We start from the raw sequence: 13,716 nt of genomic DNA on the forward strand, positions 1-13,716 counted from the left end.
GGCCGCCGCCCGCGGAGCGCGGCCCGGCCCGCGACGGCGCCGTCCCGCCGGCCGCACGCTCCGGAGGCGGCTTCGGGGAGCGCTGGGGCTCGCTGATCGCGCTCGTCACCGCCGCCGGGTTCGCGGTGGCCTCCTGGTTCACGGTCAACCCCGACGGCGACGACGCCTACTTCGTGTCCCGCTCCGTGGCCACCGCCACCGAGGGCCGGATCCCCGTGCACGACGTCATCTTCAGCACCCACACCACCGGGCCGATCGCGGGCGAGCCGCCGGTGTCCTCGGTCGAGGTGCTCGCCGGATCGCTGGCACGCCTGGTGGGCATGCACCCCACCTCCTTCCTCTGGTACGTGGTGCTGCCCTCGGTGACCTTCGTCGCCGTCTGGGCGCTGTGGCGGCTGGTCCGCGGATGGGCGCCGCGCCGCGCGGCGGCCTGCTTCGGCGTCGCCGTGGTGTACCTGCTGTGGTCGGGGGTCGGGCAGGCCTCGCTGGGGTCGTTCCACCTGCTGCGGATGTGGCAGGGCAAGGCGATGATGGTCTCGATCATGGTGCCGCTGCTGTACGTCTACCTGACCCGGTGGGCGGAGCGGCGCACGGCGGGCGCGCTGGCGCTGGCGGCGGCGGCCGGGATCGCCGCGGTGGGGCTGTCGTCCTCGGCGACCATGGTGGTGCCGCTGGTCACCGCCGCGGTGGCCGGGCCGCTGGTGCTGAGCGGGCGCGTCCGCACCGGCGCCGCGGCGTGCGCGGCCATGCTGTACCCGCTGGGCGCGGGGCTCGCGGTGGTGCTGCTGCACGACGACATCAACGTGATCGGCCCGTTCACCGACGCGCCCGTAAGCTACTCGTGGGTCCTGCTGAGCGCGACGCTGGGCGTGGTGACCGGGTGCGCCCTGTGGCTCGGCTCGCTGACGGCGCGGCCGGGGGTCCCGGCCCTGATCGCGGCCGGGATCGCCGGGGTGGCCACCGTGCTGTTCCTGCCCGGCGTGCTGGCCCTCCTCGCCGACGCCACCGGCGCGGCGCAGGTGATGTGGCGGACGCTGTGGACGGTCCCGGCGCCGGCGCTGGTCGGGCTGCTGGCCGCGGTCCGCCCGCCCGCGCGGCTGCTGCCCGCCCGCTTGTCCTCGCCCAGGGCGCGCGGCCCGCTCGCCGCCGCCGTCCCGGTCGCGCTGTGCGCGGTGATGGTGGCCGGGGGCGTGCCGCTGTGGTCCAAGGAGAACGGGACGACCGTGGCGAAGCGCCCGTCCTGGAAGATCTCGGCGCGGGACCTGGCGACCGCGCGGGCCGTCCTGCGGGCGGAGGCGGCCCGCGGCGCGGACGGGCCGGCGGTGGCGCTGATGCCGAAGCAGTACATGCGCGTGATGCCGCTCCTGTCGACCACCGACCACGCCATCGACCCCAACAGCCACTACCTGAGGCTGGTGCCCGCGCCCCGCTCCTTCATCGACGACCGGCTGATGCTCTCGACGCTGGTGACCTCCCCGCGGGCCGCCGATCCGGCGGCGGGACAGGTGCGCGGCGCGCTGGGGCGGACCGGTGTCACGGTCGCCTGCGTGCGGCGGTCGGACCGGGACGGGCTGCGTCTGCTGGAGGCCGCGGGGTACGGCGACCGCTCCCGCGCGGGCAGTCTGACCTGCGTCTTTCCCGGACGGTCCTGATCCGCGGCCGCGGCCGAACCGGCCGCTGCCGACGCTGAGCCTGTTTTGAAGGCTTTTGTCGGGGCATCGGCGGTGCATCGTCCAGTCGCACCATCCGCGCTGGACCGTAAGCACTGGGAGGAGCAATGTCGACCGTCCTCATGGTCGTCCTCGCCGTAGTGATCATCGCTCTGCTGGCCGGGGCCGGGTACGCGCTGCGGGCCGGGGCCCGCACCCGGGGGCTCCGCCGGCGGTTCGGCCCCGAGTACGACCGTGCCGTGGAGCGCCACGGGAACCGGGGCGCCGCCGAGCACGAGCTGATGTCCCGCCGGCGGCGGCACGAGGAGCTGGAGCTGCACGATCTGGAGCCGCAGCGGCGCGAGCAGTACCGCCATCAGTGGGTCCTCGTCCAGGAGCGCTTCGTGGACGCCCCCGCCCCGGCCGTCGAGCAGGCCGACCGCCTGGTGACGACCGTCATGGGCGAGCGCGGATACCCGACCCGCGACTTCGACGACCGGGTCGAGCACCTGTCGGTGGAGCACGGCCGGACCCTCGACCACTACCGGCAGGGCCACGACATCAGCGCCCGCGCCTCCGAGCAGGGAGCCAGCACCGAGGACCTGCGGCAGGCCATGGTGCACTACCGGGTGCTCTTCGAGGACCTGCTGGCCGTCCCCGCAGGGGAACGTTCCGGAGGATCGGCCGTTCCCGGGCGGCACAACGGCGAGAAGGCCCAGGGGAGCTGACGAGAGATGACCATGCCCAACACACCCCCCGGCCCCGCAGGCAGGGCGACGGGCGACGACGTACGGGTCGCCGGGGCCGCTCCCGCGCGGCCCGCGCCCCCCTCCGAACTGGAGGACACCGCACCGGACCGGCCGACCGGGGCACCGGGCGAGCCCGTGACGGCGCCGGACCGGCCGGCCGCCGGAGCGGACCGCGCCGCGGCGGAACCGGACCTGACCGCCGCGGAAGACCAGGCCGCACGGAACCAGGCCGCGCGCCCGGCGGCGCCCCCGCCCCCGCCCGAGCCCGCCGCCGACCGCACCACCGACCAGGGCGCCGACCGGCTGCTGACCGCCGCCGCGGCCGACGCGTTCCGCCTGCGCCTGCGCGGGATCCAGGGCGACTTCGTCGACGATCCCGCCACGGCCGTGCGCGAGGCCGACGACCTGGCCGCCGAGATCGTCAACGCGGTCGGCCAGGCCCTCGCCGACCGCAAGCGCGCCCTGGAGGAGTCCGGTCGCGGGCGGGGCGAGGGCTCCCCCGACGGCGCGCCGGAGACCGCGCCCGGCACGGCGCCCGACACCGAGCGGCTGCGCCTGGCGCTGCACGACTACCGCGACTTCGTCAACCGCCTGCTCGGCCTCTGATCCCGTCCACCCGTCCGGGCGATTCCAGCGTTCCCGCTCCGGAAGGCCCGGCCGCTGTGTACCTTGTGCGGTCGCGGTGATCATCTAGAGGCGGAGGAACCGGAATGTCGTCGTGGGCCGAACTCGTCGCGGCGCTGGGCGCGGAGGAGCCGGAGGCCGTGCGGCCGCTGTTGCGCCGCGTCGCCGAGCGCGAGCCCGAACGCGCGGGCGACGCCGTCGACCTGGTGCACCGGGCCGCGCAGGACCGCTGCCGGGCCGGGCGCCCCGGGGAGGCCAGGGCGCTGTTCGAGCTGACCGTCGAGTTCGGCGGGGCGGTGCGGGCCGGGTGGGCCCGGATCGGGCTGGCCTCGCTGGCGGCCGACGAGGGCGACCTGCCCGAGGCCGAGCGGCTCGCGCTGGCCGCCACCGCCAGCGGCGATCCGGAGCTCACCGGGGTGGCCTGGGACCACCTCCGCACCCTGCGGCTGCGCCGGGACGACACCGCCGGCGCGGCCGCGGCCGCCCGGCTGGCCATGGACGCGGGGCATCCGGAGAGCGCCGCCGCCGCGTCCGCCTGGCTGGACGCGGCGTTCGGCGGGCCGTCCGCCTCCGGCGGCCCCGCCCGCTGAAGGCCCGCCCGCCGACCTGGGAGTTCCGTGCCGATGAGCCTTCGGGGTGGCCCGAGGCGCCGCCGGGGTGAATACTGAACGTCATTCGGTAGGCGCACGAACCGGAGGATCCACGTGTCCGACTTCACGATGACCATCGGCGGGCGGGCCGTGACCGCGCCGCGCACGTTCGGCGTGGTCAACCCGGCCACCGGAGAGGTGGCCGAGCAGGCGCCCGACGCCTCGCGCGAGCAGCTCGACGAGGCGATGACCGCGGCCCGCGACGCGCTGCCCGAGTGGCGGCGGGACGAGACCGCGCGCCGCAAGGCCCTCCAGGCCGCGGCCGACCTCCTGTTCGCCAAGTCCGAGGAGATCGGCCGCGTCCTCACGCTGGAGCAGGGCAAGCCGCTGCAGGACGCCACCATGGAGGTCGTCGGCGCCGGGGTCTGGCTCAAGTACTACGCCGACCTCGAGGTGCCCCGCGAGGTGATCCAGGACGACGACAACGCGCTGGTCGAGGTGGTCCGCCGCCCGATGGGCGTGGTCGCCGCGATCACCCCGTGGAACTACCCGCTGCTGCTGGCGGTCTGGAAGATCGCCCCGGCGCTGCTGGCCGGCAACACGCTGGTGCTCAAGCCGTCCCCCTTCACCCCGCTGTCCAGCCTGAAGCTGGGCGAGGCACTGCGGGACGTGCTGCCGCCCGGGGTGCTCAACGTGGTCACCGGCGGCGACGACCTGGGCGCCTGGATGACCGGGCACGAGATCCCGCGCAAGATCAGCTTCACCGGCAGCGTGGCCACCGGCAAGCGGGTGGCCGCGGCCGCCGCGCCCGACCTCAAGCGGGTGACGCTGGAACTGGGCGGCAACGACCCGGCGATCCTCCTCGACGACGCCGACCCGGCGGCGGTGGCCGACAAGGTGTTCGGCGCCGCGTTCATGAACAACGGGCAGGTCTGCTCGGCGATCAAGCGGGTGTACGTCCCCGAGGCCCTGTACGGCGACGTGGTCGACGCGCTGGCCGCCAAGGCGTCGGCGGCCAAGGTCGGCGACGGCCTGACCGAGGGCGTGGAGTACGGGCCGATCAACAACCGGCCGCAGTTCGAGCGGGTGAGCGAGCTGGTCGCCGACGCGATCGCGGGCGGCGCCCGGGCCGCGGCCGGCGGCAAGGCCGTCGACGGGCCCGGCTACTTCTTCGAGCCGACCATCCTCGCCGACGTCGCCGACGGCGCCCGGATCGTCGACGAGGAGCAGTTCGGCCCGGCCCTGCCGGTCATCAAGTACACCGACCTGGACGAGGCGCTGGCCCGCGCCAACGGCACCCACTTCGGGCTGTCCGGCTCGGTCTGGAGCGCCGACGCCGACCGCGCCGCCGAGGTCGCCGCGCAACTGGAGTGCGGCACCGCCTGGGTCAACACCCACCTGGCGCTGGCCCCGCACCAGCCGTTCGGCGGCTTCAAGTGGAGCGGCGTCGGCGTGGAGAACGGCCCGTGGGGCCTGTACGGCTTCACCGAGATCCAGGTGATCCACCGCTCCAAGCACTGAGCGCCGGGCCGCGGTCCGCGGCGCTCCCGGGCGGCCGCCCCCGCACGGATCCCCCGATGATGAAAGTGATAGCGCCACGACTGGTGGACGACCATGAAAATGGGACACTCTCTGCTCGGGGGCCGCAATCGCCACATCCCCGACCGCGGAGGGCGCCGGATGCACACCTGGGACGTCATGCGCCAGGACGACAATGGCAACCAGGTCCACATGGCCTCGCACGACTCCCGGATCTCGGCCCTGGCCCAGGTCCTGGCGATGGAGAGCGGTGTCCCGCACAAGCAGACCTACTGGGTGGCGGGTCCGTCCTCGCCGACCGTCCGCACCAACCGGGAGCTGTACCTGCACTTCCTGCAGCTCGGCCAGGAGGCGCGGGCGGCGTCGTGGTCGCTGTCGGCGTTCCTGCGCGCGCTGTGGAAGGTGAGCGGCCCGCTGAGCCGTCGCGAGCGGCTCCAGTCCGACGACGTGGCGGCGATGTTCTCGGCGGCGGCCGCGGTGCCGCCCGCCGACTACCGCCCGGCCTGGAGCACCCGGGACCTGTCGCTGCCGGGTGACGAGCCGGCCGGGTACGCCGACTGGGAACGGGTGATCCTCTCCCAGCTCGCCGACCTGGAGGACTTCCTGGCCCACCCGCCGGGGCCGCAGGCCCGCTTCGGCGTGGACGCGCCGCGCCCGCCCGGCACGGGCCGCCGCGCGACCCCGCGGCGCTGGTACAACTTCGACCCGGCCACGTACCTGGAGTGCGCCGTGGCGGGGAGCCTGGGCGGCGGGGACGCCGGTGACGGCGCCCGGGTGCCGCTGCCCGCCGCCGACGGCGCGCCGCCCGCCCGCTCGTACGTGCGCGAGATCACCACCATGACCTGGGGCGACCTCGCCCGGATCGCGGTGTGCGGCCAGATGTACGAGTGACCCCGCCTCCCGCGCGCGGACCGGGTGTTCTGTCGGTGGCGGGTGCGAGACTGGCCCGGTGAGAGAAGTCAGGATGGAGGACCGCGGCGGCTGGCGGCTGGCGCAGGCGCGCCCGCATCCGGCGCTGCGCCCGTTCCTGGCCTCCTACGACGGCTACTGGGAGGACACCGTCGTCCCCAGCCGCATGCGCACCCTGCCCGGCCGGCACGCCGTCGTGATCATCAGTCTGGGCACGCCGCTCCGCCTCACCGTGCCGGGCGCCGGGTCCGGGCACTACGGCACGTTCGTCTCGGGCCTGTACGACGCGCACGGCTCCTACGAGCATCCCGGCGGCCAGCGCGGCGTCCAGCTCGACCTCACCCCGCTGGGCGCCTACACCCTGCTCGGGGTTCCGATGGCGCTGCTCACCAACATCGCGGTCGAGCTGGCCGACCTGATCGGCCCCGCCGCCGGCGAGCTGGTGGAGCGGCTCGCCGGGGAGCCGGGCTGGCCCGAACGCTTCGACCTTCTCGACCGGTTCCTGCTGCACCGGCTGGAGATCGGCCCCTCCCCCGCCGCCGAGGTCGTCCGGGCCTGGCAGGTGCTGGAGGCCACCGGCGGAATGGCGCCGGTGGCCGAGCTGGCGGGCGAGGTCGGGTGGAGCCGCAGGCATCTCACCCACCGCTTCAAGGAGCAGGTCGGCCTGCCGCCCAAGGTGATGGCCCGGGTGCTGCGCTTCCAGCGGGCGCTGGACCTGCTGGCCGGCGGCGACCCCGGCTGGGCCGGCGTCGCCGCCCGCTGCGGCTTCTACGACCAGGCCCATCTCAACCGCGAGTTCCGCGCGCTGGCGGGCTGCACCCCGACCGAGCTGCTGACCCAGCTGCGGCCCCAGCCCCTCGACGTCGGCGCCGACCTCGTCCCGGCCCCGGCCTGACGCCTCCGCGTGAACGCCCTGGCATGGCCGCCCTGGCCGACCGCCGCGGCGGTCCGTCTCCGGCCGGGGGTGGACGGGGCCGGTCCCGGGGTATCGATCCAGGTATGCCGCGTCTGATCCTGCTCGGTGTCGGAGCGGCGCGGTCGCCCCGGTTCGCCCCGGCGGGCCTGCTCGTCGAGTACGGCCACACCCGGGTGGGGATCGACGGCGGCGCGGGCTCCGAACCGCCCGAGAACGTACACGCCTGGCTCGTCCGCGACGGCGGCGCGCACCCCGGCCTGCACCGGATCGCCGAGGAGACGGGCATGCGCCCGCCCGCCGTGGCGCCCTTCCGGCACGGTCCGCTGCACGTCGATCCGCTCCCGGCGGGCGGCGGGGTCTACGGCTACCGGATCGTCGCCGGCCACCGCACCGCCGTCTGGGCGCCGGAGTTCGCCGCGTTCCCCGGCTGGGCGGAGCGAGCCGACCTGGCGTTCGCCGGGACCGGGCCCGACCTCGGCGCGACCGCGGCGGCCGCCCGGCGGCTGGAGGTGCGGCGGCTGGTGTTCGTGCTCCTGGACGAACCGGTGTTCGCGGCCCTGGACGCCGGAGAGGATCCGCCGTTCGGTGAATGGGGCGAGGAAGGCGGGCAATACCGGATGTGAGCCGGGCACGGGTCCGGCGTCCCCCCGGAGGTGCCCCATGATCGTCGCCGGACTCGCCGCCCTCGTCGCGGGCGGCGTGCTCGCGCTCACCGCCGACGGCTCGCTCGGCGGGGTCGACCTCACCGCCGCGGGCGCCGCCGTCATGGTCGCCGGCGCCGTGCTGCTCGTCGCGGGCCTGCTGCGGCTGCGCCGGGCGTCGCGGCGGGCCGTCGCGCGGGGGCCGGGGGCCGCGCCGGCGCCCTACCGCACCGGCAAGGGCAAGATCTTCGCCATGATCGCGGTGGTCGTCTACATCGTGTCGCCGATCGACCTGGTCCCCGACGTGTTCCTGCCGGTCGGGGTGGTGGACGACGCCGGCGCGCTGCTGTGGCTGGTGCTCGCCGCCGGGCAGGAGATGGCGCGGCGGCGGGCCCGGCCGCTCGAGGACGGCTGACCGCCCCGGGGCGCCCGGGACGGCGTCACCCCGCGGCGATGGCCTCGAAGACCTTCATGTCGGCGTCCCAGGGGGTGCCGGGCCGCGGCCAGTGCAGCGCGATCTCGTCGAAACCCAGTTCCCCGTAGCGGCCGGCCAGGTCGGCGAACGCCCCGGGCGACTCCAGCCACGGCTCGTCGGTGAACCCGGTCAGGAACAGCGGGCGGATCTCGCCGAAGTCCCGGCCCTCGGCCTCGCACGCCGCGCGCAGCCCGGCGAGCTGCTCCCGGACGACGTCCAGCGGGGCGGCGCCGTCGCGGCGGCCGTTGGTGACCCAGCCGGAGCCGTACCGGGCGGCCAGCCGCAGCCCCCTGGGGCCGTTGGCGGCGATCACGAACGGCACCCGCGGCCGCTGCACGCAGCCGGGCCCGGTGACGACCTCGCGGGCGGAGTAGTACTCGCCCTCCGCCGTGGTCTCCGGCCCGGTCAGGAGCCGGTCGAGGAGCCCCACCCACTCGGCGAAGCGGGCGGCGCGCTCGCGCGGCGTCCACTCCTGGCCGCCGAGGATGCCGCCGTCGGAGGTCCGGTTGACGCCACCGGAGCCGATGCCGAGCGTGAGCCGCCCGCCGCTGACGTGGTCGATGGTCTTGGCCGCGTGCGCGGTCGGCACGGGATGCCGGAAGTTGGGCGAGGTGACCAGCGTGCCCAGCCGGACCCGGGAGGTCACCGCGGCCGCGGCGGCCAGGGTGGTGTACGCGTCGTACCAGGGCGTGGCGCCCCGCCAGGCGGTGTGGTCGTACACCCACGCGGTCGTGAAGCCGAGGTCCTCGGCGCGGCGCCACTCGTCGCCCGCCTCGGGCCACGACCGCTCCGGCCACATCACGGTGCTGATCTTCATGCGCCCATCCCATCACCCGGCGGGCGCCTGATCCACTCGCGCAGCGCCCACCACCAGTGCACCGTGTGCGCGACCGCGCCGGCCGGGGGCGCGGCGGGCGCGAGGGTGCCGCCGGTCAGCTCGTGGAAGCGCCGCAGCCGGTACTTGACGGTGTTGCCGTGGACGTGCAGCGCGGCGGCCGTGGGCTCGATGCGGCCGCCGTGGTCGAGGAAGGCCAGCGCGGTCTCGGCCAGCTCGCGGTGGAACGGGTCGACGGGGTCCAGCCCGTCCAGCAGGCGGGCGGCCAGCAGCCGTCCCAGCTCCGCCTCGCCCTCGGCGGCGGTGACCAGCGCGAGGTCGGCGAGGGGCCGCAGCCCGGTCAGCCCGGACGCGGCCCCGGCGCGCAGCGCGCGGCGGCCCAGCCGGTAGAGCGGCGCGACCGCGGCGGGGCGGACGGCGGGCGAGGCCACCAGGAGCGGATGGCCCGTCCCCTGGGGGCGGGCGAGGCCGCGCAGCAGCGCCGGATCGGGCAGCCGGGCGACCAGGCCGGCCAGCCGGCCGTCCACCAGCCCGCACAGGGCCGGTCCCGCCGAGGTCAGCACCCCCTCCAGCCGCCCCGCGACGGCGGGATCGCTGATGTCGGACACCACGCAGTGGTACGTCCCGCCCGGTTCGAGCGGCGCCGGGACGGCCGCGGGCTCCCCGTGCAGCAGCTGCCGCAGCGCCTGGAGGCGGCCCTCGCGGGCGGTGCGGGCCATCTCCAGCTCGGTGATCCGGTGCGCGTGGACCATCCGGTGGACCAGCGCGGTGGTGATCGCGTCGATGCGGGTGACGCCGTCCAGCAGCGCCTCGGCGGGGACCCGCAGCCGCCGGCCCTCCTCGATCAGCGCGCCGACCAGGTGGGCGCGGCCGGCCTGGAAGCCGTCCAGGAACGCGGCGACCGGCACGCCCTGCCGGGCCCGGTCGGAGCCGAGCCGCTCGGCGGCGGCCAGCACCTCCTCGCCGGGCTCGCCGCCCCCCTCCAGCGCGGCCCGCACGCCCTGGACCAGGGCGCGGGTGTGGCGCCGGGTCTCCTCCTCGGGCAGCGCCGCGACCAGCTCGGACCTGCCGCGGGCGGCGCGCACCGTGGACTCCAGCAGCTCGGGGTCGTCGGTGCGGGCGGCCAGCAGCCGGAGGAAGCCCTCGACGTCCGCCATCGCCCCTCCGCCACGGTTGTCCCGCGCGGACAACCACCGCCACGCCCCTTGACCCCGACCAGCCTAGACGAGCCCGCCCCGGGTGGGGTTCGGTGTGGTCAGGCGAGCCGGTGGCACGACTAGCCGGCCCGCTCCCCGAGCCAGCCACCGTGGACCCGCGCCCGAGCCCGCCCGGGGCTCGTCCCGAAGGAGCCGCCCCATGTCCGACGACGAGAAGTTCCTCGACAAGCTCGCGACCGACCTGATCTTCCGGCTGCCGCCGACGTTCGAGACCGTGGAGGAGGAGCGGCGGCACCGCAAGGAGCGGCTGGCCGCGGCGCTGCGCGTCTTCGGCAAGTTCGGCTTCGAGGAGGGCGTGGCCGGCCACATCACCGCCCGCGACCCCGAGCACACCGACCACTTCTGGGTGAACCCGTTCGGGATGTCGTTCAAGCACATCAAGGTCAGCGACCTGATCCTGGTCAACCACCAGGGGCAGGTCGTCGAGGGCCGCTATCCGGTGAACGAGGCGGCCTTCGCCATCCACTCGCAGGTGCACCAGGCCCGTCCCGACGTGGTGGCCGCCGCGCACAGCCACTCCACCCACGGCCGGGCGATCTCGGCGCTCGGGCAGAGGCTCGAGCCGATCACCCAGGACGTGTGCGCGTTCTACCAGGACCACGGGCTGTTCGACGACTACACCGGCGTGGTGACCGACCTGGAGGAGGGCAAGCGCATCGCGGCGGCCCTCGGCGACCACAAGGCCGTCATCCTGCGCAACCACGGCCTGCTCACCGTCGGCGACTCGGTGGACGCGGCCGCCTGGTGGTTCATCACCATGGAGCGCTCGTGCCAGGTGCAGCTGCTGGCCAAGGCGGCCGGCCAGGTGGTGCCGATCGAGCACGAGAACGCGGCGCTGACCCACCAGCAGATCGGCAACGACCTGGTCGGGTGGATCAACTACCAGCCGCTGTTCGACCAGATCACCCGCGAGCAGCCCGACCTGTTCGACTGACCGGCCGATCGGCCGCGGCACCGGGCAGGGCCGGGCCGTACGCGGCCGCGGGCGGTCTCAGGTCAGGCCCGCGCCCGCGTACAGCCCGGTCAGCCGTTCGGCGGTCGCCGTCACGGCCTTGGCAAGGTCGGGCAGGCGCTCGTCGGTGAAGCGCACCGCGGGCCCCTGCAGCGTCACGGCGGCGACCGCCTGCCCGGCCGGGCCGCGGATCGGCGCGGCCAGCGCCCGCACGCCGACGATGCGCTCCTCGTCGTTGGTGGCGTACCCGCGGCGCCGGATGCGGCCGAGCTCGGCGTCCAGCCCGGCCCGCGTGGTGATCGTCGCGGGGGTGAAGCGGCGGTACGGCTCGGCCATGGACACCCGCGCGTCGTCGTAGGCCAGCAGCGCCTTGCCCATCGCGCACACGTGGATCGGGTTGCGCGCGCCGGGCTCCTGGTCGTACCGCAGCGGGTGCACCGAGGGGATCTGCACCAGCACGGCCACCTCGTCGCCGACGCGCACGCCCAGGCTGACCGCCTCGCCGGTCTCGTCGCGCAGCGCGGTCAGCTCGGGCTGCATGAGCGTGGTGCCCATGCGCTCCAGCGCGAGCCGTCCGAGGATGGCGGTGGCGGGGCCGAGAAAGTAGCGGTCGGTGCGCGGGTCGCGGCCCAGCATGCCGGCGGCGTGCAGGGCGCGGACGATGCGGTGCGCGGTGCTGACGGTCAGGCCCAGCCGGTGCGCGATCTGCGTGGGCGTCTGCTGCGGCGCGCTCTCGAACGAGCGGAGCACGGCGATCGCCCGGTCCACCGCCTGCGTGCCCGGCCGGGCGGACGCCGCGCCCGCCGCCTCGCCCCCGGTTCCCCCGTTCCCGCCGGGGACCTCCGTCATGTGCCCGCGCCGGCGTCGTGGTCGCCGGGGCGCTCCACCTCGGCCCACAGGCTGGGCAGGTTGACCACGATGCCCTCCTGCGTGCTGCGCGCGATGACCACGACCGCCTCCTCGTCGGCGGAGGGGTTCTCCTCCCGGTGCGGGACGTAGGGCGGCACGAAGATGTAGTCGCCCGGCTCGGTCTTCACCCGCACCTCGCGGTCGCCCTCGGCGAACACGAACACCGGGTGCCCGGAGACGATGTAGATCGCGGTCTCGGCCTCGCCGTGGTGGTGGTCGCCGGAGTTGGTGGCGGGGCCGACATGGGTGCGGCCCATCCAGAGCCGCGCGGAGCCGACGGTCGTGCCGGAGATCGCCTCGAAGCGCCGCATCCCCGAGGTCTGCGCGGTGTAGGAGCCCAGCTCGCCGCCGCGGACGTGCTCGATCCGCCCGTGCCAGGCCGCCGTGCCCGCCGTGCGCGCCCCGCGCGCCGGCTCCGAGGTCCAGGTGTCGTCGGTCACGGTCCGATTCTCGCATTCTCTAGTATCTTGACCTTATTAGTAGAGATTACTACAATGCGGCACATCGACACCGCGATATGGGAGGGCCGGTTATGACGGTCGAGTTCATCGGGATGATCCGGACGGCGGACGCGTCCGAAATCCGGCCGCCCCGGGGACCGGAGATCGATCCCGGCTACACCCGCGAGTTCGCCCGGGCGCACGAGGAGGCCGGATTCGACCGCGTGCTGATCGGCTACCACTCCTGGGACGCCGACGGCTTCTCGGTCGCCTCGTACGCCGCCGCGCACACCGATCGGCTCGGCCTGCTGCTGGCCCACCGCCCCGGCTTCGTCTCGCCCACCCTGGCCGCGCGCAAGCTGGCCACCCTCGACCGGTTCACCGGCGGGCGGCTGGCGCTGCACGTGATCAGCGGCGCCAGCGACACCGAGCAGCGCCGCGACGGCGACTACGCGGGCAAGCCGGAGCGGTACCGCCGCACCGACGAGTACCTGGAGATCGTCCGGCGGGTGTGGGCCGCGGAGGGGCCGATCGACCACGGGGGCGAGTTCTACCGCTTCGAGGGCGCGCACTCCAAGGTCAAGCCGGTGCGCGGGCGGCTGCCGATCTACTTCGGCGGCTCCTCCGCGGACGCCTACCGGGTCGGCGGCCGGCACGCCGACGTGTACGCGCTGTGGGGCGAGCCGCTGGCCGAGACCGCCGAGCAGATCGCCTCGGTGCGCGCCTCGGCGGCGGCCCACGGGCGCGACCCCGGCGAGCTGGGCATCTCGGTGTCGTTCCGGCCGATCCTGGGCCGTACCGACGAGGAGGCCTGGGAGCGGGCGCACGGCATCCTCGCCACCATCGAGGGCCGGACCTCGCCGACCGGCCGCGACGGGGCGATGCTGTCGGGCTACCCCGCCGACGAGCGCGGCGTCGGGTCGCACCGGCTGCTGGCCGCGGCGGACAAGAGCGAGCGGCACGACCGCGCGCTGTGGACGGCCACGGCGCGGGCGACCGGCGCGGCGGGCAACTCCACGGCCCTGGTCGGCAGCCCGGAGACCGTGGCCCAGGCGCTGCTGGACTACATCGACATCGGCGTGACCACGATCCTGATCCGCGGCTACGAGCCGCTGGAGGACGCGGTGGACTACGGCCGCCGGCTGCTGCCCCTGGTGCGCTCCGAGCTCGCCGCGCGCGAGGCGTCCCGTCCCGGCGACTCCCGCAACGACCCCCTGCAGAGCACCGGGGCAGGGGCCGGGTCCGAGACCGCCGCCCGGTGAGCGCGCCGG

15 protein-coding genes are annotated in these 13,716 nt (G+C 75.5%); 11 read left to right on the forward strand and 4 right to left on the reverse strand.

All coding sequences use genetic code 11. The annotated features are described in order from the left end of the window. The 9 genes from ACFPZN_RS46130 to ACFPZN_RS46170 form a co-directional block, all read left to right on the forward strand. On the forward strand, nt 1–1,652 hold a 1,652-nt coding region (locus ACFPZN_RS46130; RefSeq protein ID WP_378289639.1), incomplete at its 5' end, for a DUF6077 domain-containing protein. Nucleotides 1,653–1,777: 125 nt separating this feature from the next. Continuing rightward, a complete protein-coding gene (locus ACFPZN_RS46135; RefSeq protein ID WP_378289641.1) occupies nt 1,778–2,377 on the forward strand; it encodes a hypothetical protein in 600 nt (199 codons plus the stop codon). A 12-nt stretch (nt 2,378–2,389) separates the two neighbouring features. Further along, nucleotides 2,390–3,004 (forward strand): hypothetical protein, encoded by a 615-nt coding sequence (locus ACFPZN_RS46140; protein WP_378289643.1) that lies wholly within the window; start codon nt 2,390–2,392, stop codon nt 3,002–3,004. A gap of 104 nt (nt 3,005–3,108) precedes the next feature. Next, nucleotides 3,109–3,612 (forward strand): hypothetical protein, encoded by a 504-nt coding sequence (locus ACFPZN_RS46145; RefSeq protein WP_378289645.1) that lies wholly within the window; start codon nt 3,109–3,111, stop codon nt 3,610–3,612. A 114-nt stretch (nt 3,613–3,726) separates the two neighbouring features. Beyond that, nucleotides 3,727–5,133: an aldehyde dehydrogenase family protein gene (locus ACFPZN_RS46150; RefSeq protein ID WP_378289647.1), complete on the forward strand. Its 1,407-nt coding sequence runs from the start codon at nt 3,727–3,729 to the stop codon at nt 5,131–5,133. A 159-nt stretch (nt 5,134–5,292) separates the two neighbouring features. Continuing rightward, on the forward strand, nt 5,293–6,042 hold the full coding sequence (locus ACFPZN_RS46155) for a hypothetical protein (protein ID WP_378289649.1): 750 nt from the start codon (nt 5,293–5,295) through the stop codon (nt 6,040–6,042). Nucleotides 6,043–6,100: 58 nt separating this feature from the next. After that, nucleotides 6,101–6,955, forward strand: a complete 855-nt coding sequence (locus ACFPZN_RS46160) for a helix-turn-helix domain-containing protein (RefSeq protein WP_378289651.1) — start codon at nt 6,101–6,103, stop codon at nt 6,953–6,955. A 104-nt stretch (nt 6,956–7,059) separates the two neighbouring features. Next, entirely contained in the window at nt 7,060–7,599 is a 540-nt protein-coding gene (locus ACFPZN_RS46165) for a hypothetical protein (RefSeq protein WP_378289653.1), read from the forward strand. 37 nt (nt 7,600–7,636) lie between these two features. Further along, nucleotides 7,637–8,032 (forward strand): YkvA family protein, encoded by a 396-nt coding sequence (locus tag ACFPZN_RS46170; RefSeq protein WP_378289655.1) that lies wholly within the window; start codon nt 7,637–7,639, stop codon nt 8,030–8,032. A 25-nt stretch (nt 8,033–8,057) separates the two neighbouring features. Here the strand turns inward: ACFPZN_RS46170 and ACFPZN_RS46175 are convergent, their stop codons facing one another. Next, nucleotides 8,058–8,909: an LLM class flavin-dependent oxidoreductase gene (locus ACFPZN_RS46175; protein WP_378289657.1), complete on the reverse strand. Its 852-nt coding sequence runs from the start codon at nt 8,907–8,909 to the stop codon at nt 8,058–8,060. Then, nucleotides 8,906–10,084 (reverse strand): RsbRD N-terminal domain-containing protein, encoded by a 1,179-nt coding sequence (locus ACFPZN_RS46180; RefSeq protein ID WP_378289659.1) that lies wholly within the window; start codon nt 10,082–10,084, stop codon nt 8,906–8,908. Before ACFPZN_RS46180 ends, ACFPZN_RS46175 begins: the two co-directional genes overlap by 4 nt. Before the next feature lie 199 nt (nt 10,085–10,283). On the opposite strand from ACFPZN_RS46180, the gene ACFPZN_RS46185 reads away from it, so the two are divergent. After that, a complete protein-coding gene (locus ACFPZN_RS46185) occupies nt 10,284–11,078 on the forward strand; it encodes a class II aldolase/adducin family protein (protein WP_378289661.1) in 795 nt (264 codons plus the stop codon). Nucleotides 11,079–11,135: 57 nt separating this feature from the next. Here the strand turns inward: ACFPZN_RS46185 and ACFPZN_RS46190 are convergent, their stop codons facing one another. Together ACFPZN_RS46190 and ACFPZN_RS46195 are read right to left on the reverse strand one after the other, a co-directional pair. After that, nucleotides 11,136–11,945 carry an IclR family transcriptional regulator gene (locus ACFPZN_RS46190; RefSeq protein ID WP_378289664.1) on the reverse strand — a complete coding sequence of 270 codons (810 nt, stop codon included), beginning with the start codon at nt 11,943–11,945 and terminating at the stop codon, nt 11,136–11,138. Next, nucleotides 11,942–12,445, reverse strand: a complete 504-nt coding sequence (locus tag ACFPZN_RS46195; RefSeq protein WP_378289666.1) for a cupin domain-containing protein — start codon at nt 12,443–12,445, stop codon at nt 11,942–11,944. Before ACFPZN_RS46195 ends, ACFPZN_RS46190 begins: the two co-directional genes overlap by 4 nt. A gap of 92 nt (nt 12,446–12,537) precedes the next feature. Here ACFPZN_RS46195 and ACFPZN_RS46200 point away from each other — a divergent pair, with 92 nt between their 5' ends. Next, nucleotides 12,538–13,707, forward strand: a complete 1,170-nt coding sequence (locus ACFPZN_RS46200) for an LLM class flavin-dependent oxidoreductase (RefSeq protein WP_378289668.1) — start codon at nt 12,538–12,540, stop codon at nt 13,705–13,707. Nucleotides 13,708–13,716 lie beyond the last annotated feature (9 nt).

The organism is Actinomadura rugatobispora, from assembly GCF_042656285.1.
Taxonomy (GTDB): Bacteria; Actinomycetota; Actinomycetes; order Streptosporangiales; family Streptosporangiaceae; genus Spirillospora; species Spirillospora rugatobispora.